Raw genomic sequence first — 23890 nt, 5'->3', positions numbered from 1 at the left:
AGGAGAGATCGCGATGGAGCTCCACACCGTCTGGTTCGCGTTGATCGCGTTCCTGTGGACCGGGTACTTCGTCCTCGAGGGCTTCGACTTCGGGGTCGGCACGCTGGTCGGCGTGCTCGGCCGTGACGACCGCGAGCGCCGGCAGGTGATCAACACCATCGGCCCGCACTTCGACGCCAACGAGGTGTGGGTGATCGTCGCCGCCGGGGCGATGTTCGCCGCCTTCCCCGACTGGTACGCCACCGTCTTCAGCGGCTTCTACCTGCTGATGCTGGCCATCCTGGTCGCGCTGATCGTCCGGCTGGTCGGCATCGACTACCGCAGCAAGCGGCCCGAGGCGGCCTGGCGGCGTCGGTGGGACGTCGCGATCACCGTCAGCTCCGCGGCCGCCGCGCTGCTCTGGGGGATCGCCTTCGGCAACGTCGTCGCCGGGGTCCCGGTCGACGCCCGCGGCGAGCTGGTCGGGTCGCCGGGCGCGCTGCTGCGGCCGTTCCCGTTGCTCAGCGGGCTCGCGGTGTTCGCGCTCTGCGTGCTGCACGGGGCGGTCTTCGTCGCGCTCAAGACCGACGGCGAGGTCCGCGTCCGGGCCGCCCGGCTGGCGCGGCGGTTCGGCCCGGTGGTCGTGCTGCTGGTGGCCGGGACGCTCGGCTCGCTGGTCGCCCTGCGGGCCGGTGGCGCCTCGGCGACCGCCGAGGGGCGGACGGCGCCGGGCCTGCTCGCCGCGCTGGTGCTCAGCCTGGTCGCGGTGCTCGCCCTCGCCGGCGCGCTGCTGGCGAACCGGCGGGGCCGCGAGGGGTGGGCCTTCGTCGGCACCGCGGTGACGGTCGGGGCGATGGTGGCCGCCTGGTTCGTCGGGCTGTTCCCGGCGGTGCTGCCGAGCACCCTCGACCCGGCGTGGAGCCTGACCGTGACCAACGCCTCGTCCACCGACTACACGTTGACGATCATGACCTGGGCCGCGGCCGTGGCCACCCCGTTCGTGCTGGCCTACCAGGCCTGGAGCTACTGGGTGTTCCGGCGCCGGCTGCGGGTCACGGCGATCCCGGTGGACCACTGATGGCCGCCCTCGCCCCGACCGCCGCCCCCGGCACCGGGAGGACGCCGGCCCGTCGGCGCGGTCCGGTCGACCCGCGGCTGTGGTCGCGGAGCCGGCCGGCCCGGCTGCGGCTGGCCGGGCTGGTGGCCGTCGGCTCGCTCACCGCGCTGGTCGTGGTGGCGCAGGCCTGGTTCCTCAGCCGCGCGGTCACCCGGCTGGTCGCCGCTCCCGCCGGCGGGTGGGACGCGGCGCTGGACGTGCTGCCGCCGGTGGTCGTGGTCCTCGCCGTGCGGGCGGTGCTCGCCGCGCTCACCCCGCTGCTCGCGGCCGGGGCGGCGACCCGGGTCAAGGCCGATCTCCGGTCCGAGCTGCTGGCCGCGCGGGTCCGGCAGGGCGACGCCGGCGCCGACGGCGGCCGGCTGGCCGACCTGGTCACCGAGGGTCTCGACGGGCTCGACGGCTACTTCGGCCGGTACCTGCCGGCCCTGGTGCTCGCCGTGGTGGTGCCGCTGGTGGTCGGGGTCGCGGTGCTGTCGGCCGACCCGCTCTCGGCGCTGATCCTCGCGCTCACCCTGCCGTTGATCCCGGTGTTCATGGTGCTGGTCGGCTGGCACACCCGCGACGAGGTCGCCCGGCGCCAGCGGGTCCAGTCCCGGTTGGCCCACCACTTCGCCGACCTCGTCGACGGGCTGCCCACGCTTCAGGTGTTCGGCCGGGCCCGCGCGCAGGTCGAGGGCTTGCGGCGGACCGAGACCGCGCACGCGTCCGAGACGATGACCGTGCTCCGCACCACCTTCCTCTCCGCGCTGGTGCTCGAGCTGCTGGCCACCCTGTCGGTGGCGGTGGTGGCGGTCACCGTCGGGCTGCGGCTGGTCGGCGGCCACCTCGACCTCGGCACGGCGCTCTTCGTGCTGCTGCTCGCGCCCGAGGCCTTCCTGCCGCTGCGCCAGGTCGGCACCCACTTCCACGAGTCGGCCGACGGGGCGGCCGCCGCCGAGACCGCGTTCGCCCGGATCGCCGAGGCGCCGGCCCTGCCCTCTCCGACCGCTCTGCCCTCTCCGACCGCTCAGGCCGTTCCGAGCTCCGAGGAGGCGTTCGATCCGCGGCTGCAGGTCGACGCCCTGACGCTGGACGGGGTCGCGGTCGACGGCCGGCTCGCGCCACTCAGTCTCCGGGTCGGCCCGGGGGAACTGGTCGCGCTGGCCGGGCCCAGCGGCTCGGGGAAGAGCACCGCGCTCGCGGTGCTGCTGGGGCTCCAGCGTCCGGACCGCGGCCGGGTGCTGGTCCGGCAGGGCGGGCGGACGGTGCAGCCGCTCCGCGATCCCGAGCGCTGGCGTCGCGCGATCGCCTGGGTGCCGCAGGCGCCGACCCTGCTGGCCGGCACGGTGGCCGACCAGCTCCGGCTGGCGGTCCCGACGGCCTCGGACGCGTCCATCCACAGCGCGCTGGCCGGGGCGGGGGTCGACGACCTCCACCCCGACTCGCCGGTGCTGCCCGGCGGCGAGGGGCTCTCGACCGGGCAGCGCCGGAGGGTCGCGGTGGCCCGCGCGTTGCTGCAGGTGGAGGCGGCCGGCGCCCAGCTGGTGATCATGGACGAGCCGACCGCCGGGCTCGACCCGGCCCGCGAGCAGGCCGTGCTCGCCCGGGTCCGTGCGCTCGGCGCCGCGGCCCTGGTGGTCAGCCACCGTCCGGCGCTGCTGGCCGCGGCCGACCGCGTGGTCAGGACCGACCGGTGACCGGGGTGCGCCGGCGCCCGCCGGACGGGCCCGAGCGACGCCCCGGACCGCTCGCCCCGCTGGCTGCCGGGATCGGCTCGTCGGTCTGCGCGGTGGCGCTGCTCGCGGTCTCCGGCTGGTTGATCACCCGCGCCGCCGAGCACCCGCCGGTGCTCTACCTGCTGGTCGCGGTGGTCGCGGTCCGCGCGTTCGGGCTGTTCCGCGGCGTCCTGCGCTATCTCGAACGGCTCACCGGGCACCGGCTCGGGCTCGACCGGCAGGCCCGGCTGCGCGTCGACGTCTGGGAGGCGATGACCCGCCGCTCGTGGATCGGACGGCGCGGTGGTGACCTGCTGGCCCGGGTGGTGGCCGACGTCGCGGCCGTCCAGGACCGGGTGGTCCGGGTGCTGGTGCCCGCGGTCGCCGCCCTGGTCACGCTCGCGCTCGGCGTGCTGCTGGCCGCAGCGATCGTCCCGGTCGCCGGGCTGTGGCTGCTCGGCTGCCTGCTGGTCGGCGCGGTGCTGGTGCCGCTGGCGTCCGCACGCTGGTCGGCGCGGGCCGACGCCGGGCTGGCCGCGCTCCGGGGTGAGGCGACGGTGGTCGCCGCCGAGACCGCGACCGCGGCTGCCGAGCTCGCCGTGCTCGGACGCACCGACGTCGTGCTCGCCCGGCTGGCCGCGGTGGACGACCGGATCCGGCGGGCGGAACGCCGCCGTGCGGTCGGGACCGCGGTGGCCGCCGCGACCCAGTTCCTCAGCACCGGGGCCGCGGTCGCCGGTGCGCTGGTGATCGGGGCCGGGGCGCTGGCCGCCGGTCGGGTCGACGGCCCGCTGTTCGCCCTGCTGGTGCTGCTCCCGCTCGGGCTGCACGACGTGATGGCCACGTTGCCGGCGGCCTGGCAGACCCGGTCGCGGGTCCGGGCCGCGCTCGGCCGGGTCGACGACCTGCTGATCGGACGGGGGACCGACGCCTTCGCCCCGACCGTCGGCGCCCCGACCGTCGGCGAGCGGTCGGGCGGAGCCGGTGCGCTCGAGCCGGCCGACCCGGGGGTGGTGCGGCTGCGGGACCTCACGGTCGGGTGGTCCGGGCGGCCGGTGCTCACCGGTCTGGACGTCGACCTCGGCCCCGGCCGGCGGCTCGGGATCATTGGTCCGAGCGGCTCGGGCAAGTCCACGCTGGCCGCGACGCTGCTCGGTCTCACCCCACCGCTGGCCGGGACGGCGGCGGTCGGCGGCCCGGTGGGCTACCTGGCCCAGGACGCCCACCTGTTCGACACCACGGTGGCCGAGAACCTGCGGATCGGACGCCGGGACGCCGACGACGCCGCGGTCGCCGCCGCGCTCGCTGCGGTCGGTCTCGACCTGCCGCCCGACCGGTTGGTCGGTCGGCACGGCGTCCAGGTCTCCGGCGGCGAGGCCCGGCGGATCGCCCTGGCCCGGCTGCTGCTCCGCGACGACCCGGTGCTGGTGCTCGACGAGCCGACCGACCAGCTCGACGCGCCGACCGCGCGGGCTCTGCTGGACACCATCGACCGCGCCACCCGGGGCCGGACGGTGATCGTGATCGGCCACGACCCCGCGTTGTTCGCGCGCTGCGACGCGGTGCTCGACGTCACCGCGCACGCCGTGGGTCCGGAGTGGCCGCGGGCCGCCGGCGCAGACTGGGCCGGTGGACCTGACCGCCCGGATCGACCGCTGCCGCACGCTCTGGTCGCTGCGCGTCGGTGACCGGCTGTCCGGCGGCTTCCGGGCGGACGTCTTCGCGGCCACCGGCACCGACGGTGCCGAGCTCGTGCTCAAGCTGCTGGCCAGCCCGGAGGAGTACCGGCGGGAGGCGTCCGCGCTCGAGGTCTGGGCCGGGACCGGTGCCGCGCTCGAACCGGTCGCGGGCGACCCGGTCTCCGCGGCGCTGTTGTCGCGTCGGTTGCGCCCGGGCACCCCGCTGCCACGCTGCGCGCCCCTCGCCGCCGGCGACCCGCACGACGAGGGCCGGACGGTCGACCCGAGCGCGGGCGCGTACGACCCGGAGCCGGTCGCGGTGGTGGCCGGGTTGCTCGGCCGGCTGCACGGCTGCGGTGTGCCCGATGGCCGACGGTTCCCGACGCCGGCCGCGGTGCTCCCGCGGCTCGAGCGGGTCGCGCTGGCCGACCTCAGCCACGAGCGCCGGACCCATCGCGAACCCGGCCGCGCGGCCGTGGGCCTGCGCCGGTTGCCGGACGCCCGCCGGCTGCTCCACGGGCTGGCGGCCGACGACGTCACCCCGGTGCTGCTGCACGGTGACCCGCTGGTCAAGAACGTCCTCGCGGACGCCGGGGGTCCGTTCGGCTGGCGGCTGATCGACCCGATGCCGCAGGTCGGGGACCCGTGCGCGGACGTCGGGATGGTCGCGCACGACCAGTCGGCCGGCTGTGCGCTCGACGTCGCCGCGGACCTCGGCCGGCGGCTCGGGCTGTCGGTGGACCGGTGTGTGGCCTGGACGGTCGGCTGGACCGTGCACCTGGTGCTGCAGGCCTGGCGCGAGGACCAGCCGCGCCTCGAGGCGGCGCTGGACACGCCGGCGTACGCGCGGGTGCTCGACTGAGTCCGCGGTGTGCCGGCCGGGTCAGTCCTGGTCGACGGGGCGGCTGGTCATCCGCCACAGCACCGCGACCAGCAGGGCGACGGTCACCACGTGCACCCCGGTGCACCACAGGCAGATCGCGTTGACCCGGAAGAGTTCGACCCAGACCAGATAGAGCACCATCACCACGCCGACGGCGCAGGCACCGACCCGGACCCAGGTGAGCGCCGGCACCCGCCAGGCGGCGGGGACGGTGAGCGCGGTCATGGCCACGAAGAAGACCAGCCCGAGCACCGCGACCGGGACGCCGAACAGCGTCGCGTAGGGGCTCGACGTCACCTTGGCGCAGTTGACCGTGGCGCCCTCGGGGCAGGCCAGGATCGCCGGCGTGGTGAAGTGCTCGACGGTCAGGTAGACCGAGATGGCCAGGCCGACCACCGAGAGCAGGAACGGCGCCGTGAGCCAACGGCGGGCCGCCGACCCGTCGCGCGCGACCGCGGCTCCGGTGGTCGCGCTCGTCCGGGTGCTCACTGCAGCGTCTTCGCGGCGGCCTGCACGCCGGACGAGGTGCAGACGGCGGTGGGCTTGTTGCCGGTGGTGGCGCAGATCGCGGCGGTGATCGCGTTGGCGGCCCCGTCGACGGACTTGGCGATCGGCGAGCTCGGATCGGCCAGTGCGTCGGCGATCTGCTGGTGGGTCTTGCCCTGCAGGATCTGCGGGTCGTAGGTGGCCGAGTAGACCGCGTACTTGCCGCCGATGTCGACGAACGGGATGCCGCCGGCGCTGCTGGTGTAGGGCGGCGCGTCGTAGGTGTCGAAGAGCTTCTGGTCCTCGGCGGTGAGGTTGTCGAGCGGTTTGCCCTCGCCGTCCTCGATCTCGGTGCCGGTGAACGAGATCACGTCGCTGCGGTAGCTCGCGCCGTGGAAGGTCAGCGTCGCCGTGCTCGGGTAGATGTCGGTCGAGGACGACCGGGTCTGACCGAGGTTGCTGAAGGTGCCGAACCGCGACAGCGCCACCACCATCGCCCACCGCTCGGCCGCGCAGTAGGGGCAGTACTCGGCGCCGACGTAGAGCACCTTGGGCTTCCCGTCGGCGGTCAGCGCCGGCGCGTTGAGCGACCGCGGCGCGGCGGTGACCACACCCGCGCCGACCTGGTCCAGCGTCGAGGCCGGGACCGAGGTCACCTTGCCGATGACGTCGGCGCCCCCGACGCTCTGGTCGCCGCTGCCGTTGCTGGTCAGCCGGACCACGATCAGCGTCGCCACCGCGACCAGCACCACGGCCAGCGGGACGATCACCAGGGTGAGCCGTCGGCGGCGGCGCTCGGCCTCGGCCTGCTGGGCGGCCAACCGCGCCCGCGCGGAGCCGGCCGGGCCCTTGCTCCCGGTCGCGGTCTTCGCCGATCGGGCCGCCGCGCTCGTGGGTGGGGGGACCGGACGGCGCTTCGTCGTGGGACTCACGGATCGATTCTGCGCTCGTCCCGAGGCGCGGAGCGAGTCCGGAGCCACCCGCGGACGCGATTCACAGACAGCCCACAGTGGATCCGGCGCGCTCTCGAGACGCGACGCCGAGCGGTCACCAGGACAGCAACGGGAGATCGGGCAGCTCGCGGACGGCGTCGTCGACGGTGACCAGCGTCGCGTGCTCGAGCCGCGCCTGCGCCACCAGCAGCCGGTCGAACGGGTCGCGGTGCGTCCAGCGCAGTGAGCCGGCCAGGCCGGCGTGCGCGAGGCTGATCGACAGGACGGTCGCACCGATCCGTGCGGTCTCCGCGGCCAGCACCTCGGGCAGGCCCGGGGCGTCGAGCTTGCCGATCCGCACCTTGGTGGTGATCTCCAGCGCCGAGGCGGCCGACACCAGCAGCTCGTTGCGCCGGTCGGCCAGCCGGCCCCGCACCTCGGCCGGCACCCGGTCCACCGTTCCGAGCAACCAGAGCAGGACGTGGGTGTCGAGCAGGTACCTCACTCCCACCCTCGGAGCTCCTCCTCGGGCAGCGCCTGGTCGAAGTCGTCGGGGACGTCGAGCGGCAACCCGCCGAAGGTCCGCGGCGCGGGTCCTTCCCAGCCAACCAGCCGGGCGATCGGCCGCCCGGCGCGGGCGATGACCACGTCCTCGCCCCGTTCGACGCGCGCGAGCAGGTCGCTGAGGTGGGTCTTCGCCTCCTGGACGTTCACCTGGGTCACGGGTCGATCGTACGCGTGGTTGACCAACCTGACCAGACCAGGCTGACTCGACGTGGATGCCGTGCGGGATCGTGGGCGCCCTACCGTGATGACGTGCGACCCGACCCCGGCACCGTGCTGCACTTCTCGGAGGACCCGACGATCCGGACGTTCGCGCCGCATGTCGCGCGCACCGCACAGGTGCCGGACCCGTGGGTCTGGGCGGTGGACGGCGAGAACGTCCCGTCCTACTGGTTCCCGCGCCAGTGCCCACGGGCGATGGCCTGGGTCGGGCCGCAGACCACCGCCGTCGACGCGGACCGGCTGCTCGGGCCGGGCGCGCGCCGGGTGCACGTGATCGAGTACGGGTGGCTGGAGGCCTTCCGTCGGGTCGAGCTGTGGGCCTACGCCTTCGACGCCGCCGACTTCGTCCCGCACGGCACACCGCCGAGCGCGATGGTCGCCGACCACCGGGTGACGCCGCTCGGCCCGCCGCGCCCGGTCGGGGACCTGGTGGCCGCGCACGCCGACGCCGGCATCCAGTTGCGGGTGGTGACCGAACTGTGGAGCTGGTGGGAGGCGGTGATCGCGAGCAGCCTGCGGTTCAGCGGCATCCGGCTGCGGAACGCGCGGCCACGCGTGGGGCCGGCGTCGGTCACTGGACGGCCGCGGTGAGCCGGAGCGCGTTGTCGAGGTAGCGCTCGAGCCGCGGCCGGGTCTTCCAGGTCTCCAGGTCGAGCTCGAAGCACCGCTGGCGGTAGCGCTCGACGATCCGGTTGAGGTCCGCGGCCACCTCCGGGTCGAGGGCCAGCAGCATGATCTCGTAGTCGAGCGCGAACGAGCGCATGTCCATGTTGCTCGACCCGATCAGCCCGATCCGGTCGTCGACGGTGACCAGCTTGGTGTGCAGCACGTCCGGCGCCGGGTAGCAGTGGATCCGCACCCCCGACTCGAGCAGAGCGTGGTAGAAGGACCGCTGCGCGTGGTGGACCATGAACTGGTCGGCCTTCTCCGAGACGTAGAGGTCCACCCGGACGCCGCGGTAGGCGGCGGTGGTGATGGCGGCCATCAGCGACTCGTCGGGCACGAAGTAGGGGCTGACGATCTGGATGTTGTCCTGGGCCAGGTAGATCAGCGAGGCGAACAGCCGCAGGTTCGGCTCGGTGGGGAAGCCTGGCCCGGACGGCACCAGCTGGAAGGCGGTCCGGCCGTCGTGGTCGCTCGACCCGGTCTCGAGCTCGAGCCCGATGTCGTCGGGACGCTGGCCCGACTCGGCGTACCAGTCGGTCGCGAAGACGGCGTCGAGGGACCGGACGATCTCGCCGCTCAGCTCGATGTTGAGATCGACCCAGTGCCGACTGATCCTCAGGTTGCGCCGACTGAGATAGCTGGAGTCGATCATGTTCTGACTGCCCATGAACGCCCGGATGCCGTCGATCACCACCAGCTTGCGGTGGTTGCGCAGGTCGGGCCGGCGCCAGCGGCGCCGGAGCAGGTCGATCGGCATCATCCGGTACCAGTGCACGCCGTCGCGGGTCAGCCGGTCGTTCATCGCGTGGTAGCCCGGGTACTTGCGCGAGCCGAGGTGGTCGTAGAGCACTCGCACCTTCACCCCGCGGTCGACCGCGTCGGCCATCGCCTCGAACAGCGGGGCGGTGGTCGGGTCGAGGGCCAGGATGTAGATCTCCAGGTGCACATAGCGCCGAGCGGCCCGGATCGCCGCCGTGATCGCGGCGATCGAGTCCTCGTAGTCGCCGTGCAGGCCCTCGCTGTTGCCGAGCACGCAGGGCATCGAGGTCAGCTGCCGGTTCAGCCGGACCAGGGTGCCCGCGCTCGCCGTCGACGGGACGGTGGCCGGCAGCAGCGGCTCGCTCACCGTGTAGGCCTCGATCGCCTTGTTCGCCTCGCCCTGCAGGCGGTGCCGGCGCCCGTGCACGTACGGCGACCCGATCAGCAGGAACAGCGGTAGCCCGACCACCGGCAGGAACAAGATCAACAGCAGCCAGGCCTGCCCCGAGCTCGGCCGGCGGTTCGCGGGAACCGTCCCGATGGCCACGATCTTCACCGCGTACTCGACGACCAGCAGCACGGTGGTGACGACCGTGCCGGGGTCGAATGTCACGTCGTACTCCCCTCCCGGCCGGTGCCGGTCCTGCTGCGGACGAACCGCCATTCTCCCATCCCGGCGGAGTGCACGGATCGTCCGGCCGTCGTGCACGAACTGCTGCACGGAATGCCTGGTGTCGTGCACTCGTGGCTCTGGCCGGGCCCTGGACGGCTGGGCACGATGGGATCACCGGCCCGGGGAGGACCGGCCCGATTCGCGGGGGCGAAGACCACCTCACCACCATCCACCGCGATCACGGAGTCCTCCACATCATGATCACCACGACCCGTCGCCTGCTGGCCCTGGCCGCCACCGCCGTCGTTCCCGCCGCCGTCCTCGCCGGGGTCGGCCCCGTCGCCGCCCACGCCGACGACACCACCCCGGTCACCACCCCGACCGCGAGCCCCAGCGCCACCGCCTCGGCGAGCAGCACCGCCGCCCCGACCCCCTCGTCCAGCCCGACCGCCCCGGCCACCTCGACCAGCCCGACCGCTCCCGCCACCTCGACCAGCCCCAGCGCCACGGCCACCTCGAGCAGCAGCCCGACCAGCGGGACCGCCGCCGGCTCGACCACCACCTCGCTGGCCGCCGTCACCTCGATGTTCAGCGCGGCCCGCACCTACCAGCCGACCGCGCCGACCAGCGTGCCCGGCTGGACCGCCGACTTCGTCGACAACTTCAACGGACCGCTCAACGTCAAGACCTGGGGTCGGTACTTCGGTGGGACCCCGACCGGCACCGTCTCCTCCTACGACGCCACCAACGCCGCCGTCACCCTCAACCCGACCAACCCGACCGACGGGATCTTCCAGCTCAACACCCACTTCGCCAACGGACAGTGGAGCTCGGCGGGCATGTCGAGCGACCGCGGGTTCAGCGCGGTCGGCGGCAAGTGGGTGATCAAGGCCAAGTTCGACCGCGCCTACGGCGTCGGCTACGCCTTCCTGCTCTACCCGCACGGCGGTGCCTGGCCGCCCGAGGTCGACTTCGCCGAGGGCACCTTCGGCGGGCCGTCGATCATGGCCACCCTGCACTACGGGAGCGCCCAGCAGAACTTCCAGATCCAGCGCTGGTTGACCAAGGTCGACATGACCCAGTGGCACACCTACGGCGTGATCATCGGCGCCAACCAGATCGACTACACCATCGACGGCCGCGTCTGGGGCACGGTGCAGACCGAGAACACCCCGAAGGTGCCGATGTGGCTGGGTGTCCAGGCCGGCGTCAAGGACTGCGCCCGGTCGACCGGTGAGTGCCTGTCCTCGGCCACCCCGACCAGCTCGAACATCTCGATCGACTGGATCGCGCACTACAAGCAAGTCTGAGCGCTCGACCCGTCGTCCTCCGCCCGACGCGCACCGGATCCCCGGTGCGCGTCGCGGCGTCCCCGGACCGACTGGATAGCGTGCCCGGATGAGCGAGCAGGCGCCGGACAGGGCGCCCGACGGGACGCCGGCGGCGGCCGGGCCGGGGGAGACCCCGCTCGCCGGCGGCAACGCGACCGTCGGCGCCGTCGTCCGCGTCGGCGACACCGCCCGGAAGCCCTGGCTGCCCGAGACCCCGGCGGTGCACCGCTATCTCCGGACGCTCCGCGCAGCCGGCGTCGACGTCCCGGCCGTGCTCGGTCGTGACGAGCAGGGTCGGCAGGTGGTCGAGTACGTCCCCGGTGTGCTCGCGATGGACGCCGGCCCGCTGGAGACCGGCGAGCTCCGTCGGGTCGGGGCGATGGTCCGGCGGATCCACGACAGCTCGCCGGCGCCCGGACCGGAGCAAGCACCGGAGGGGGAGTGGCCGGTGCTGCTGCCCCCGCCGGGCCCGGCCGATCTGATCTGTCACAACGATCTGGCGCCGTGGAACCTGGTACTCGGCCCCGACCGGTGGGTCTTCATCGACTGGGACGGCGCCGGGCCGAGCACCCGGTGGTGGGACCTCGCCTACGCCGCGCAGGCGTTCGCCCTGAACGAGCCCGGGACACCGACCGACGTGGCGGCGGAGCGGCTCCGCGCGTTCGTCGACGGCTACGCCCCCGACCCCGACGACCCGGTCGGCCGCCGCGCCCGCCGGGAGCTCCCGGTGCTGCTCGGTCGCCGGGCCGGCGCGATGTACGCGCTGCTCGCGGAGTCCGCGCGGACGGGCCGGCAGCCGTGGGGGCGGATGTTCTCCGAGGGCCACGGCGACCACTGGCGGGCGACGACCGACTGGGTGGGCGCCCACGTCGAGGTCTGGCGCGCGGCGCTGGCCGGATGAGGTCGACGGACCCGGAATAGTCGTCCGAGCGACAAGGTTGAGTCAGGTGTGCTCAACTCTGACTTGCTGGTGCCTCGGCGCTGCGTCATAGTTGAGCCGAGCAGGCTCAGGTTCTAGGGCGGAAGGTCAGATGGAAGCTCAGAAGCTCACCACGAAGAGTCGCGACGCGGTCTCGGCCGCGCTGCGCAACGCGTTGCTCGCCGGCAACCCCACGGCGGAGCCGGTGCACCTGCTGCACGGGCTGCTGATGGTGCCGGACAACACGGTCGGACCGCTGCTGTCGTCGGTCGGGGCCGACCCGGCGGTCGTCGACCGCGCCGCGCAGACCGCGATCGGCAAGCTGCCGTCGGCGTCGGGCAACAACGTCGCCCAGCCGACGCTGTCCGGGGCGCTGGCCCGGGTGCTGGCCGACGCCGAGTCGCGGGCCGAGCAGCTCGGCGACCAGTTCGTGGCCACCGAGCACCTGCTGATCGCGCTGGCCGACGTCACCTCGGAGGCCAAGACGATCCTGACCGGGGCCAAGGCGACCGCCGACGCGCTGACCACCGCGTTCAACGCGAGCCGGGGCAGCAAGCGGGTTACCTCGGCCGAGGCCGAGGGCACCGAGACCGCACTCGACCAGTACGGCGTCGACCTCACCGCGCAGGCCCGCGAGGGCAAGCTCGACCCGGTGATCGGTCGGGACACCGAGATCCGCCGGGTCGTCCAGGTGCTGGCCCGCCGGACCAAGAACAACCCGGTGCTGATCGGCGAGCCCGGCGTCGGCAAGACCGCCGTCGTCGAGGGGCTGGCGCAGCGGCTGGTGGCCGGGGACGTCCCCGACTCGCTCAAGGGCCGGCGGCTGGTCTCGCTCGACCTGTCGGCGATGGTCGCGGGCGCCAAGTACCGCGGCGAGTTCGAGGAGCGGCTCAAGGCGGTGCTGGCCGAGATCAAGGACAGCCAGGGCCAGGTGATCACCTTCATCGACGAGCTGCACACCGTGGTCGGGGCGGGCGCCACCGGCGAGGGCGCGATAGACGCCGGCAACATGCTCAAGCCGATGCTGGCCCGCGGCGAGCTCCGGATGATCGGCGCCACCACGCTCGACGAGTACCGCGAGCGGATCGAGAAGGACCCGGCGCTCGAGCGGCGGTTCCAGCAGGTCTACGTCGGGGAGCCGAGCGTCGAGGACACCATCGCGATCCTCCGCGGGCTCCGCGAGCGCTACGAGGCGCACCACAAGGTGGCGATCACCGACGGTGCGCTGGTCGCCGCGGCCAGCCTGTCCAACCGCTACATCACCAGCCGGCAGCTGCCCGACAAGGCGATCGACCTGATCGACGAGGCCGCCTCCCGGCTGCGGATGGAGATCGACTCCTCGCCCGAGGAGATCGACCAGCTGCGCCGTCGGGTCGAGCGGATGCGGATGCAGCAGTTCGCGCTGGAGAAGGAGACCGACACCGGCAGCGTCGAGCGGGCGCACCGGCTGGCCGAGGAGCTGGCCGACGCCGAGGAGGAGCTCCGCGGTCTCGAGCAGCGTTGGCAGGCCGAGAAGGAGGGCCTGAACGAGGTCGGCGAGCTGCGCAGCCGGATCGACGAGCTGCGCACCGAGGCCGACCGGCTGCAGCGCGAGGGCGAGCTGGCCAAGGCCAGCGAGCTGCTCTACGGCGAGATCCCCGAGCTGCAGCGGCGGCTGGAGAAGGCCGACGCCGACGACCAGGCCGGCGCGCAGGCGACCCAGCCCATGGTCAGCGAGGAGGTCGGCCCGAACGACATCGCCGAAGTGGTGTCGAACTGGACCGGGATCCCGGTGGGCCGGTTGATGCAGGGCGAGAGCGAGAAGCTGCTGCAGATGGAGGACCGGCTGGCCGCGCGGTTGATCGGGCAGAAGCAGGCCGTCCGCGCGGTGTCGGACGCGGTCCGGCGCTCGCGGGCCGGGATCAGCTCGCCGGACCGGCCGACGGGGTCGTTCCTGTTCCTCGGCCCGACCGGTGTCGGCAAGACCGAGCTGGCCAAGAGCCTGGCCGAGTTCCTGTTCGACGACGAGCACGCCATGATCAGGATCGACATGAGCGAGTACTCCGAGAAGCACTCTGTGGCTCGGCTGGTCGGCGCCCCGCCCGGGTACGTCGGCTACGAGGAGGGCGGCCAGCTCACCGAGGCGGTCCGGCGGCGGCCGTACGCGGTGGTGCTGCTCGACGAGGTGGAGAAGGCGCACCCGGAGGTCTTCGACATCCTGCTCCAGGTGCTCGACGACGGACGGCTGACCGACGGCCAGGGCCGGACGGTCGACTTCCGCAACGCGATCCTCATCCTCACCTCGAACCTCGGGTCGCAGTTCCTGGCCGACCAGACCCTCGACCCGACCATGAAGCGCGACGCGGTGATGGGCGTGGTGCGCTCGGCGTTCAAGCCCGAGTTCCTCAACCGGCTCGACGAGATCGTGCTGTTCGACACCCTCGGCACCGAGGAGCTCAGCAGGATCGTGGCGATCAACATCGACCGGCTCAACCAGCGGCTGGCCGACCGGCGGATCGCCGTCGAGGTCACCGATGCGGCGGCCGACTGGCTCGCGCTGACCGGTTTCGACCCGGTCTACGGCGCCCGTCCGTTGCGCCGGCTGATCCAGACCAGCATCGAGGACCAGCTGGCCCGCCGGGTGCTGGCCGGCGAGATCGGCGAGGGTGACACCGTCCGGTTCGACGTCGCCGACGCCCAGGACGGCCTGACCGTCGTGGAACAGCACGACCCCGTCCCGGTGGCCTGAGCTCCACCCACCACGGGCCCTGAGCTCTGCCCACGACGGGCCCTGAGCTCTGTCCACCACGGGCCTGAGCTCTGTCCACCACGGGCCCTGAGCCTGTCGAAGGGCCGCACGACCGACAGCCCGTCGGCTCCCCCCGCGGGGGCGCCGACGGGCTGTCGCACGTCGGGGGAAGAATCGGCACCGGACCGTTGCCGCTCCCGACCCGGAGGAATCGCCATGACCGCACTGCCCACCCGAACGCTCGGCCGCACCGGGCTCGAGGTGACCACGCTCGGCTACGGCGCGATGGAGGTCCGCGGGTCGCGGATCTGGGGTGGCCGGCCGGTCACCGACGACCAGGCCGAGACGATCCTGCACGCCGTCCTCGACAGCGGCATCACCTTCGTCGACACCGCCAACGACTACGGCCGCAGCGAGGAGTTCATCGGCCGGTTCCTGGCCGAGCGGCGCGACGAGTACGTGCTGGCCACCAAGTGCGGGTGCACGGTGGTGCACCGCGACGACGAGACCGACGACACCCCGCACGTGTGGACCCGGGACAACCTGCTCCGCGGGATCGAGGAGAGCCTGCAGCGGATGCGGACCGACCACGTCGACCTGCTCCAGCTGCACAACCCGAGCGTCGAGCAGACCGAGAGCAACGACCTGGTCACGGTGCTCCAGGAGATTCGGGACCAGGGGATGACCCGGTTCATCGGCATCTCCTCGACCGAGCCGCACCTGGAGACCTACATCGAGTGGGGCGTCTTCGACGCCTTCCAGATCCCCTACTCGGCGCTCGAGCGCCAGCACGAGCGGCTGATCCAGGCCGCGGCCGACTCCGGCGCCGGCGTGATCATCCGCGGTGGCGTGGCCCGTGGCGAGCCCGGCACCGGCCTGGGCGACGGCGACCGCTGGGAGGGCTGGCGGAAGGCCGGGCTCGACGAGCTGCTCGAGGACGGCGAGACCCCGACCCAGTTCCTGCTCCGGTTCACCAACGCCCACCCGGGGATGCACACGAACATCGTCGGCACCCTCAACCCGGACCACCTGCAGGCCAACGTCGAGGCGGCGTCGCGTCCGCTGTCGGAGGAGGTCTACGCCGAGGCCAAGCGCCGGCTCGGTGCCGCCGGCATCCGCTGAGGTCCCTCCCCTTCGACAGGCTCAGGGCACGGTGTCCTTCGACAGGCTCAGGGCACGGTGTCCTTCGACAGGCTCAGGGCACGGTGCCCTGCGGACAGCCTCGGGGCACGGTGCTTGCGGGGCGGGGACATAGGGTGATCCGGTGGTCGAGCCGCTCTTCTACCACGGGGCTGCCGGACCGGTCCGGCTGAGCCGGGACCTGTCCCGGCCGGCCGCGTACATGCTCCGGATCGACGGCACGGACCAGTCCCACGTCGATCTCGACGACCCGCGCCGGCTCGAGTTCGACTACGTGCAACGGATCGCCGCCGGCCTCGACCTGGCCGCGCCGGCCGGTGAGCGGCTGGCCACCATCCACGTCGGCGGTGCGCTGATGACGCTGCCGCGCTATCTGGCCGCCACCCGACCGCGGTCGGCGCAGGTGGTGCTCGAGCCCGACGAGGAGCTGACCGCCTTCGTCCGCACCCACCTGCCGCTGCCCCAGCGCAGTGGGATCAAGGTGCGCCCGGTCGGCGGGCGCGAGGGCATCGCGCAGTTCCGCGACGACTGGGCCGACGCGGTGGTGCTCGACGCCTTCAGCGGCTCCCGGGTGCCGGCCGAGCTGACCACGGTGGAGTTCTTCACCGACGTCGACCGGGTGCTCCGCGCCGGCGGCACCTTCTTGATCAACATCACCGACCGCGGGCCGTTCGGCTACGCCCGCCGGGCGGTGGCCGCCCTGCGTGCGGTGTTCCCCCAGGTGATCTTCAGCGCCGAGCCCTCGACGATGAAGGGCCGGCGGTTCGGCAATGTCGTGCTCGAGGCGTCCCGCGCCCCGCTGCCGGTCGATCAGCTGGCCCGTCAGGCCGGCGCGGCTCCGTTCCCCTACCGGGTGGTGGCCGGGGCCGCGCTCGACACGCTGATCGGTGGCGCCGCCCCGTTCACCGACGACGACAGCGACACCTCGCCGACCCCGCCGGCCCGCACCTTCGGCGTCGGCTGACCCGCGAGCACGTCTCGGCCGCCCGTCGACCCGGTGGTCTGGACCGGTCGGCGGTGTCATGATGCGAGGATGCGCAGCCTCGAGGCCCGGCCGCCGCAGCGCCGTGCGGCCAGCCAGCTGCGGATGGGTGACTTCAACCAGACGGTGATCCTCGACGTCATCCGGCAGAGCCGGGACGGGATCAGCCGGGTGGAGCTGGCCGAGGTGACCGGGCTGTCGGCGCAGTCGGTCACCAACATCGTCCGCAGCCTGATCGGGGCCGGACTGATCCGCGAGGGCAGCCGGACCCAGATCGGTCGGGGAGCCCCACGCACCCTGCTCAACCTCGACCCGCGCGGCCAGTACGCCATCGGCATCCACCTCGACCCGGCACTGATCAGCTACGTGGTGCTCGACCTCCGCGGCGACACCGTGGCCGTGGTCCGGCGTCCGCTCGGGGACCGGCCCGACCCCGGGCACACGGTGGAGGCGATGGGCCGCGAGGTCGAGCGGCTGATCAGCACCCAGCGGCTGCCGCGGACCCGGATCAGCGGGGTGGGGATCGCGGTCCCGGGCCGGGTCGACGTCGAGACCGGCGTGGTGATCGACCCGCCGCTGCTCGAGGGCTGGGAGCGGGTACCGCTCCGGGACGCGCTCACCGACCGGCTCGGACTGCGGGTGCTGCTCGACAAGGACGTGCTCGCCTCGGCGGCCGGCGAACGCTGGGCCGGCCGGGTCAACAGCCGCAACTTCGTCTTCCTCTACCTCGGCACCGGGCTCGGGGCCGGGCTGGTGATCGACGACGAGGTGGTCCGCGGGACCAGCTCCAACGTCGGCGAGATCGGCCACATCACCGTGGGGTCCGGGCTCCCCGGCTGCGCCTGCGGCCGGGACGGGTGCGTCGGGGACGCCAGCCAGCCACGGTTCGTGGTCGCCGAGGCGATCGAGGCCGGGCTGCTGCCGGCCGGGATCGACCTCGACAACCGCACCGCCACCGAGGACGCGCTGGTCGACCTGGTCACCATCGCCGTGCAGGGCGACCCGGTGGCTCGGGCGATCATGGACCGGCTGGCCGAGCGGCTCGGCAAGGCCGCCCAGGACATCGTCAACCTGCTCGACCTCGACCACGTGGTGCTCGGCGGCCCGCACTGGCCGCTGCTGCGGCCGTTCTTCGGCGAGGTCTACGCCGAGGACCTGCGCCGCAACTTCATGAACCGCCGGGTCCACCAGGTCACCGTGGTCGGCAGCGCCCTCGGCGAGCACGCCGGCGCGGTCGGCGCCGCCAGCCTCGTGCTCGACCACACCTTCTCCACCAACCCGTCGGTGCTGCTCGCCGGCTGACCAGCCGGGCCCCTGCGCGCCGGGGGAGCGAACCCCCGCGGCACCTACCCTGGGGGCATGAGCGAGCGGCCGTGGCAGCAGGGCCCCGGGCCGGGCTACACCTACGGTCCGCCGGCCGTCCCTCCTGCTCCGGTGCCGCCACCGGTCACCGTCGATCCCGTCCACAGCGCCGGCTACGGCGACACGTACGCGCCCGGCTTCCCGCCGGCGCCGGCCTACCCGGTGCCGGTGCCGAACCCGTACGCGGTGACCACCGGGCAGCGGCCCGCCGTGATCGCGATGTCGGCCAGCATGGCGGTCACCGGGTCGGTTGGGTTCCTGGTGCTGCTGGCCCTCAGCGTGCTGGTCGCGCTGAGCGTGGTCTCGACGTTCAGCTACACCCAGCAGCCCGAGGCCGCCGTCTACCACCTGGCGGAGCGGTTCGAGCTCTACCTGGCCGACGGGCTGGCCCTCCCGCTGGTCGGCTTCCCGCTGGCCTCGACGGTCACCGGCTTCCTGCTCATCGCCCGCCGGCCCTGGGCCCGGATCGCGCACACCGCGGTCGGCCTCGCCGCGCTCGCCTGGTCGGCCTGGTGGCTCCGCGACCACCTCGCCTTCTGGGTCCCGACCACCGTCTACATCGCGCTCGCGGTGGCCATCCTCTGGGTGCCCGCGGTCGGCCGCTGGTACGCGAGCCGTCCGGCCGGTGCGGTCCGACCGCCCCGCTAGGGTGGCCGCCGTGACCGCCGAGCAGACCGCCCCGACCGACGACCGCGCCGCCCTGGTCGAGCACATCCGACGGCTCGGCGTGGTGCACGGCCGGGTGACTTTGGCCAGCGGCCGCGAGGCCGACTACTACGTCGACATGCGGCGGGTCACCCTCGACGGGGCGGCCGCGCCGGTGGTCGGCCGGGTGATGCGCGAGCTGGTCGCCGACTGGGACTTCGACGCGGTCGGCGGGCTGACGCTCGGAGCCGATCCGGTGGCCACCGCGATGCTGCACGCCGCCGCGGCGACCGGGGAGCGGCTCGACGCCTTCGTGGTCCGCAAGGAGCAGAAGAGCCACGGGATGCAACGGCTGATCGAGGGCACCGAGGTGGCCGGCCGCCGGGTGCTGGCGGTGGAGGACACCTCGACCACCGGCGGCTCGGTGCTCACCGCGGTCGAGGCGCTCCGGTCCGCCGGCGCCGAGGTCGTCGGGGTGGCGGTGATCGTCGACCGCGACACCGGCGCCCGGGAGAAGATCGAGGCCGCCGGTCTGCCGTACCGCTGGGCGGTCAGCGCCGCCGACCTCGGCCTGGGCTGAGCCCCGGCGTCGACGCGCGACGCCGCGCGACGGCGTCCGCACGCCCGCCCGGCCGCCAGCTCAGTCGCCTGATCAGCCGCCGAGCCGCTGCTCGGCCGGCAGCACCGTGTTCTTGATCGCGTCGTCGCCGTCGCCGACCGCGTTGCTCACCTCGACCACGCCGAACCGGTCACCCCGGAGCATCACCGCGACACCGCCGCTCACCGTGCCGTTGCCGTCGATCGCGTCCAGCCAGACGTGGTCGCCGTCGCGCAGCGGACCGTGGTAGACCCGCCCGTAGCGCCAGTGTCCCTTCGGCTCGTGCTGGCAGGCGCGCAGCGCGGTGACCACGGCGTTCGCCGCCCGGGCCGCCGCCGCTGGGGTCCTCGCCTGCGCGACCGCCTCGGTGACCAGCGCCCGGTTCTCGCCGTCGGCGTTGCTCCAGGTCGACCCGAGACTCACCAGGGTCTTGTCGCCGGTCACGCTGTCGAGCCCCGCCTCCCCGGTGCACGCGCTCACCGTCCGCGCGCCGTAGAGGTCGGTCTGCTGCTGGTTCAGCTCGCCGAGGTTTGCCCGGAGCGCGCCGACGTCGGTGCTCTGCAGCAGGTCGACGGTGCTCAGCGGGGCGCTCGGTGCGGCCTGCGCGGGCGTCGCCTGGCCCAGAGCGCCGAGGCCGGTGGCGGCCAGCAGACCGGCCCCGGCCAGGGCGAGCCCGGCGCGGCCGGAGAGCCGACGGCGGCCGACCGTGCGTCCGGGGTCGGTGGTCGGGTGGCCCGTGGTCCGGGGGATGGTCATGGCGCTTCCTCCTCGTCGTCGAGTGGCACCGGTTGTGCCCTCACCCGCTCTGAGTCACCTCTGACCGGTTTGGTTGGAACTTTCTTCCGCGGAGGAGGCGCCGTCGCCGCGGCAGGGGTCAGAGGCCCGGCTTTGGCTAGGCTGAGCGCGACCCGACCGTCGACCGAGGAGGCCCCCCGTGGGAGCCGTCATCGTCCTGATCGTCATCCTGGTGATCCTGATCATCCTGGCGATCGTCTTCGCCAGCTCGTACAACGGCTTCGTCAAGGGCCGCAACCTGATCCAGGAGTCCTGGCGGCAGGTGGACGTCGAGCTCAACCGGCGTTACGAGCTGCTGCCCAACCTGGTCGAGACCGTCCGGGCCTACGCCGCGCACGAGCGGAACACCCTCGAGGACGTCACCCGGCTGCGCAACCAGGCCGCCTCGCTCAGCCAGTCCGACGGTGCGCTGCCGAGCCAGCAGCGGGCCGAGGTGGAGAGCGCGCTGTCGGGCGCCGTCCGCAACCTGATCGTCAGCGTCGAGGCCTACCCCGACCTCAAGAGCAACCAGAACTTCCTCGAGCTGCAGCGCCAGCTGGCCGAGACCGAGGACCGGATCGCCAACGGCCGCCGCTACTACAACGCGAACGTCCGCAACTACAACACCAAGGTCGAGAGCCTGCCGAGCAACCTGGTGGCCAACCTCTTCCACTTCGAGAAGGCGACCTACTTCGAGGTCAACGACCCGGCCGTCCGGCAGGCCCCGAGCGTGAACTTTGGCGAGATCGCCTACCGCGGCGACCAGCCCGCCCAGGGCGGCCCCACCGGCCCAGGCCAGGGGCAGCTCCCGCAGCAACAGTCGGCACCGCCGTTCGGAGCCGGCCAGCCCCAGCCGGGGGCCGGCGAGTGGCAGCAGCCGGGCCAGCCGCCGCAGCAGCCGCAGTACCGCGACCCGGGTCAGGTGTGACGCCCGGCCCGTGACACCGTGGGCCGCATGACGGACATGACCTTTCGCCAGCTGGGGAACTCGGGACTGACGGTCTCGACCGTGGGCCTCGGCTGCAACAACTTCGGCGGGCGCATCGACGACGAGCAGGCGACCCGGGTGGTCGACGCTGCGATCGACCACGGCATCACGCTGTTCGACACCGCCGACATCTACGGCAACGCCGGCGGGTCGGAGACCCTGCTCGGCAAGGCGCTCCAGGGGAAGCGCGACCGGGTGGTGCTGGCCAGCAAGTTCGGCATGGACATGCGCGGCACCAACGGTCCCGACTGGGGCGTCCGCGGTTCGCGGCGCTACATCCGGCTCGCCGTCGAGGCCAGCCTGCGCCGGCTGCAGACCGACTGGATCGACCTCTACCAGATGCACGCCCCCGACCCGGCCACGCCGATCGAGGAGACCCTCTCGGTGCTGACCGACCTGGTCCACGAGGGCAAGGTGCGCTACATCGGCTCGTCGAACTTCGCCGGCTGGCAGGTCGTCGACGCCGACTGGACCGCCCGGACCGGCGGCTACGAGCCGTTCGTCTCGGCCCAGAACGAGTACTCCTGGCTCAAGCGGGGCGTCGAGAAGGAGCTGGTCCCGGCCCTCGAGCACACCGGCCAGGGGATGCTGCCGTACTTCCCGCTGGCCAGCGGTCTGCTCACCGGCAAGTACAAGCGCGGCGCCGACGCCCCCGAGGGCACCCGGCTCGCCGGGATGGGCGACCGGCTGGCGGCCGCCGACTTCGACCAGATCGAGGCGCTGGAGAAGTTCGCCGCCGACCGCGGGGTCAGCCTGCTCGCGGTGGCGATGGGCGGGCTCGCGGCGATGCCGACCGTCGGGTCGGTGATCGCCGGGGCGACCAAGGTCGAGCAGATCGAGGCCAACGTCGAGGCCGGCCTGTGGGAGCCCGAGCCGGGCGACCTGGCGGAGCTGATCGAGATCACCGGCGGCACCGTCTGAGGTCGGCCCGGACCGACCCCACCGGCACCTACCCTCGACGGCTGTGAGCGCAGCACCGGGGTGGTACCCGGATCCGGGCGGCCAGGCGGCGTACCGGTACTGGGACGGCCGCGCCTGGTCGGCGGTCACCGCGACCACCCCGACCGCAGCCCCGCCGTCCGGAGCGGCGGCGCCGTTCGGGCCGCCCAGCACCGGTGTTCCCGGCGCGGTCGGCGTGCCTGGCGCCACCGGCCCCGCCGCGGGCACCGGACGACGTCGGGCCGGCGTGGTCGGGCTGGTGGTGGGTGCGGTGGCCGTGCTCGGGGTCGTGGTGCTCGCCCTGGTGCTGGTCGTGCGGTCGCTGACCGCGTCCGCGCCGGTCGACGCCCCGCCGCCCACCGCTCCGGCGACGAGCGCCTCGCCGTGTCCGGGCACCCAGGTGAGCAGCAGCGGGTCGGCGGTCGACGGCCGGGGCCGGGTGGTGAGCGGCAAGCTGTCCTACCCGGCGCTCGGCCGGCCGTGGAGCGCGCCGATCAGCGACAGCCGGGTGCCGTTCGGGCGGGACGTCCGCGACCAGGTGGTGATCCTCGAGACCCGCGACGGCCGGCCGAGCTGGGAGGCCAGCGTGCTGATCGCCCGGCTGCTCGCCGGCGACGGCTTCTTCGGTCCGCAGCAGGGGGCGATGATCGTCACCTCCTGCATCCTCGGCCGGTTCTACGGCGACGCCGAGGTGAAGCGGGACGACCGCGTGAACCGGTCGTACGCGATCGACGGCCACCCCGGCTGGCTGATCGAGTCGCACCTCCGCTACGACATCCCCGACGTCAAGGCCAAGGGCGAGCTGCTGATCGTCGCCGTGGTCGACGTCGGCGGCGGCGAGGACGGCCTGTTCTACGCCTCGATCCCCGACACCGCCCCGCAGCTGGTCGACCCGGCGCGAAAGGCCCTGGCCCAGCTCGACGTCGGCTGACGCACTCCGGCACTCAGCACCGGTGCGGGAGGGGCGGGGTCAGTCGAGCTCGGCGCGGACCGTCCGGGCCGCGGCGACCAGGTGGGCCAGCGCCGCCTCGGTCTCGGCGTAGCCGCGGGTCTTGAGCCCGCAGTCCGGGTTGACCCAGAGCCGGTCGGCCGGGAAGACGGCCAGCGCCAGCCGCAGCCGCTCGGCGATCTCCTCGACCCCGGGCACCCGGACGGCGTGGATGTCCCACACCCCGGGGCCCACCGCGCTCGGGTAGCCCGAGCCGGCCAGCTGACCGACCACCTCCATCCGGGACCGGGACGCCTCGAGGCTGATCACGTCGGCGTCGAGCGCGGCGATGGCCGCGGCCACCGCACCGAACTCGACGTAACACATGTGGGTGTGCACCTGGGTGGTCGCGGCCGCGCAGCCGGTGGCCAGCCGGAACGCCTCGGTCGCCCAGGTCAGGTAGTCGTCCTGGTCGTCCGCCCGCAGCGGGAGCAGCTCGCGCAGGGCCGGCTCGTCGACCTGGACGATCGGCAGCCCGGCCGCCTCCAGGTCGGCCACCTCGTCGCGGAGCGCGAGCGCGACCTGCCGGGCCACCTCGCCGGCCGGCAGGTCGTCGCGGACGAAGGACCAGGCCAGGATGGTGACCGGACCGGTCAGCATCGCCTTCATCGGACGCTCGGTCAGCGAGGCGGCCCAGGTCGACCAGGCCACCGTCATCGGCCGCGGGCGGCTGACGTCGCCGACGACCACCGGCGGCCGGACGCAGCGGCTGCCGTAGCTCTGCACCCAGCCGTGCTCGGTGCTGATCACCCCGTCGAGCTGCTCGGCGAAGTACTGCACCATGTCGTGCCGCTCGGGTTCGCCGTGCACGAGGACGTCGAGACCGAGCCGTTCCTGCAGCGCCACCACCCGGGCGATCTCCTCACGCAGCCGGGCGTCGTGGGTCTCCGCGTCGATCCGGC

At 73.6% G+C, this 23890-nt stretch carries 23 protein-coding genes and 1 pseudogene; 16 read left to right on the top strand and 8 right to left on the bottom strand.

Going from position 1 to position 23890, the window contains the following annotated elements; all coding sequences use genetic code 11:
• Positions 1-13: 13 nt before the first annotated feature.
• From cydB to FHX74_RS04880, 4 genes are read left to right on the top strand one after another with little or no spacing between them, the layout of a single operon-like run.
• Positions 14-1057, top strand: a complete 1044-nt coding sequence (cydB, locus tag FHX74_RS04895; protein ID WP_182559021.1) for a cytochrome d ubiquinol oxidase subunit II — start codon at positions 14-16, stop codon at positions 1055-1057.
• Positions 1057-2772: a thiol reductant ABC exporter subunit CydD gene (cydD, locus tag FHX74_RS04890; protein WP_182559020.1), complete on the top strand. Its 1716-nt coding sequence runs from the start codon at positions 1057-1059 to the stop codon at positions 2770-2772. Before cydB ends, cydD begins: the two co-directional genes overlap by 1 nt.
• On the top strand, positions 2769-4478 hold the full coding sequence (cydC, locus tag FHX74_RS04885; RefSeq protein ID WP_182559019.1) for a thiol reductant ABC exporter subunit CydC: 1710 nt from the start codon (positions 2769-2771) through the stop codon (positions 4476-4478). Before cydD ends, cydC begins: the two co-directional genes overlap by 4 nt.
• On the top strand, positions 4420-5331 hold the full coding sequence (locus FHX74_RS04880) for a phosphotransferase (protein ID WP_182559018.1): 912 nt from the start codon (positions 4420-4422) through the stop codon (positions 5329-5331). Before cydC ends, FHX74_RS04880 begins: the two co-directional genes overlap by 59 nt.
• A gap of 21 nt (positions 5332-5352) precedes the next feature.
• Here the strand turns inward: FHX74_RS04880 and FHX74_RS04875 are convergent, their stop codons facing one another.
• From FHX74_RS04875 to FHX74_RS20995, 4 genes are all read right to left on the bottom strand, one after another.
• Entirely contained in the window at positions 5353-5841 is a 489-nt protein-coding gene (locus FHX74_RS04875) for a vitamin K epoxide reductase family protein (protein ID WP_328823638.1), read from the bottom strand.
• On the bottom strand, positions 5838-6770 hold the full coding sequence (locus FHX74_RS04870) for a DUF929 family protein (protein ID WP_182559017.1): 933 nt from the start codon (positions 6768-6770) through the stop codon (positions 5838-5840). Before FHX74_RS04870 ends, FHX74_RS04875 begins: the two co-directional genes overlap by 4 nt.
• Before the next feature lie 115 nt (positions 6771-6885).
• Positions 6886-7281 (bottom strand): type II toxin-antitoxin system VapC family toxin, encoded by a 396-nt coding sequence (locus FHX74_RS04865; RefSeq protein ID WP_182559016.1) that lies wholly within the window; start codon positions 7279-7281, stop codon positions 6886-6888.
• The gene (locus FHX74_RS20995; RefSeq protein ID WP_328823637.1) at positions 7272-7493 is read right to left on the bottom strand and encodes a type II toxin-antitoxin system Phd/YefM family antitoxin; all 222 of its coding nucleotides are present in this window, start codon (positions 7491-7493) and stop codon (positions 7272-7274) included. Before FHX74_RS20995 ends, FHX74_RS04865 begins: the two co-directional genes overlap by 10 nt.
• A 93-nt stretch (positions 7494-7586) precedes the next feature.
• Between FHX74_RS20995 and FHX74_RS04855 the strand changes: the two genes are divergently transcribed.
• Positions 7587-8147 (top strand): DUF6886 family protein, encoded by a 561-nt coding sequence (locus FHX74_RS04855; protein ID WP_182559014.1) that lies wholly within the window; start codon positions 7587-7589, stop codon positions 8145-8147.
• On the opposite strand, the gene cls is transcribed toward FHX74_RS04855, so the two are convergent.
• Entirely contained in the window at positions 8128-9594 is a 1467-nt protein-coding gene (gene cls / locus FHX74_RS04850; protein ID WP_220483553.1) for a cardiolipin synthase, read from the bottom strand. The two genes, FHX74_RS04855 and cls, sit on opposite strands and share 20 nt — an antisense overlap.
• Before the next feature lie 238 nt (positions 9595-9832).
• On the bottom strand, positions 9833-10198 hold the full coding sequence (locus tag FHX74_RS04845) for a hypothetical protein (protein ID WP_182559012.1): 366 nt from the start codon (positions 10196-10198) through the stop codon (positions 9833-9835).
• On the opposite strand from FHX74_RS04845, the gene FHX74_RS04840 reads away from it, so the two are divergent.
• The 8 genes from FHX74_RS04840 to pyrE all read left to right on the top strand — a co-directional run bounded on the left by FHX74_RS04840 (position 10179) and on the right by pyrE (position 19281).
• Entirely contained in the window at positions 10179-10904 is a 726-nt protein-coding gene (locus tag FHX74_RS04840) for a glycoside hydrolase family 16 protein (protein WP_182559011.1), read from the top strand. The two genes, FHX74_RS04845 and FHX74_RS04840, sit on opposite strands and share 20 nt — an antisense overlap.
• Positions 10905-10992: 88 nt before the next feature.
• Positions 10993-11826, top strand: coding sequence for a phosphotransferase (locus FHX74_RS04835; RefSeq protein ID WP_182559010.1), 834 nt, complete (start codon positions 10993-10995; stop codon positions 11824-11826).
• A 130-nt stretch (positions 11827-11956) separates the two neighbouring features.
• Positions 11957-14572: an ATP-dependent chaperone ClpB gene (clpB, locus tag FHX74_RS04830; protein ID WP_182559009.1), complete on the top strand. Its 2616-nt coding sequence runs from the start codon at positions 11957-11959 to the stop codon at positions 14570-14572.
• A gap of 216 nt (positions 14573-14788) precedes the next feature.
• The gene (locus tag FHX74_RS04825) at positions 14789-15694 is read left to right on the top strand and encodes an aldo/keto reductase (RefSeq protein ID WP_235970332.1); all 906 of its coding nucleotides are present in this window, start codon (positions 14789-14791) and stop codon (positions 15692-15694) included.
• A 187-nt stretch (positions 15695-15881) separates the two neighbouring features.
• Positions 15882-16676 carry a spermidine synthase gene (locus FHX74_RS04820; protein ID WP_268925936.1) on the top strand — a complete coding sequence of 265 codons (795 nt, stop codon included), beginning with the start codon at positions 15882-15884 and terminating at the stop codon, positions 16674-16676.
• Between the two features lie 69 nt (positions 16677-16745).
• Positions 16746-17996, top strand: a complete 1251-nt coding sequence (locus FHX74_RS04815; protein ID WP_182559008.1) for an ROK family transcriptional regulator — start codon at positions 16746-16748, stop codon at positions 17994-17996.
• A gap of 57 nt (positions 17997-18053) precedes the next feature.
• On the top strand, positions 18054-18704 hold the full coding sequence (locus FHX74_RS04810; protein WP_182559007.1) for a hypothetical protein: 651 nt from the start codon (positions 18054-18056) through the stop codon (positions 18702-18704).
• A 10-nt stretch (positions 18705-18714) separates the two neighbouring features.
• A complete protein-coding gene (gene pyrE, locus FHX74_RS04805) occupies positions 18715-19281 on the top strand; it encodes an orotate phosphoribosyltransferase (RefSeq protein WP_182559006.1) in 567 nt (188 codons plus the stop codon).
• A 72-nt stretch (positions 19282-19353) separates the two neighbouring features.
• Here pyrE and FHX74_RS04800 read toward each other — a convergent pair whose 3' ends face one another.
• A complete protein-coding gene (locus tag FHX74_RS04800; protein WP_182559005.1) occupies positions 19354-20055 on the bottom strand; it encodes a hypothetical protein in 702 nt (233 codons plus the stop codon).
• Positions 20056-20233: 178 nt separating this feature from the next.
• Between FHX74_RS04800 and FHX74_RS04795 the strand changes: the two genes are divergently transcribed.
• Genes FHX74_RS04795 through FHX74_RS04785 form a run of 3 tightly spaced genes read left to right on the top strand, consistent with a single transcriptional unit; the run spans position 20234 to position 22931 of the window.
• Positions 20234-21001 (top strand): LemA family protein, encoded by a 768-nt coding sequence (locus tag FHX74_RS04795; protein ID WP_182559004.1) that lies wholly within the window; start codon positions 20234-20236, stop codon positions 20999-21001.
• Between the two features lie 36 nt (positions 21002-21037).
• Positions 21038-21982 (top strand): aldo/keto reductase, encoded by a 945-nt coding sequence (locus FHX74_RS04790; protein WP_328823636.1) that lies wholly within the window; start codon positions 21038-21040, stop codon positions 21980-21982.
• A gap of 43 nt (positions 21983-22025) precedes the next feature.
• Positions 22026-22931, top strand: coding sequence for a DUF2510 domain-containing protein (locus FHX74_RS04785; protein ID WP_182559002.1), 906 nt, complete (start codon positions 22026-22028; stop codon positions 22929-22931).
• Between the two features lie 39 nt (positions 22932-22970).
• Here the strand turns inward: FHX74_RS04785 and FHX74_RS04780 are convergent.
• Positions 22971-23890, bottom strand: a pseudogene (locus FHX74_RS04780) (5-methyltetrahydropteroyltriglutamate--homocysteine S-methyltransferase); the annotation flags it as partial.

Origin of the sequence: Microlunatus kandeliicorticis, from assembly GCF_014137855.1 — a bacterium.
Classification (GTDB): domain Bacteria; phylum Actinomycetota; class Actinomycetes; order Propionibacteriales; family Propionibacteriaceae; genus Microlunatus; species Microlunatus kandeliicorticis.
The sequence above is the reverse complement of the archived record's forward strand: the minus strand, read 5'-3'. Positions and strand labels throughout refer to the sequence as shown.

Bases quoted from the DNA above. Each gene is read 5' to 3' on its own strand.
- cydB (WP_182559021.1), top strand. From the start codon at position 14: ATGGAGCTCCACACCGTCTGGTTCGCGTTGATCGCGTTCCTGTGGACC.
- cydD (WP_182559020.1), top strand. From the start codon at position 1,057: ATGGCCGCCCTCGCCCCGACCGCCGCCCCCGGCACCGGGAGGACGCCG.
- FHX74_RS04840 (WP_182559011.1), top strand. From the start codon at position 10,179: ATGTTCAGCGCGGCCCGCACCTACCAGCCGACCGCGCCGACCAGCGTG.
- FHX74_RS04835 (WP_182559010.1), top strand. From the start codon at position 10,993: ATGAGCGAGCAGGCGCCGGACAGGGCGCCCGACGGGACGCCGGCGGCG.
- clpB (WP_182559009.1), top strand. From the start codon at position 11,957: ATGGAAGCTCAGAAGCTCACCACGAAGAGTCGCGACGCGGTCTCGGCC.
- FHX74_RS04825 (WP_235970332.1), top strand. From the start codon at position 14,789: ATGACCGCACTGCCCACCCGAACGCTCGGCCGCACCGGGCTCGAGGTG.
- FHX74_RS04815 (WP_182559008.1), top strand. From the start codon at position 16,746: ATGCGCAGCCTCGAGGCCCGGCCGCCGCAGCGCCGTGCGGCCAGCCAG.
- FHX74_RS04810 (WP_182559007.1), top strand. From the start codon at position 18,054: ATGAGCGAGCGGCCGTGGCAGCAGGGCCCCGGGCCGGGCTACACCTAC.
- FHX74_RS04800 (WP_182559005.1), bottom strand. From the start codon at position 20,055: ATGACCATCCCCCGGACCACGGGCCACCCGACCACCGACCCCGGACGC.
- FHX74_RS04790 (WP_328823636.1), top strand. From the start codon at position 21,038: ATGACCTTTCGCCAGCTGGGGAACTCGGGACTGACGGTCTCGACCGTG.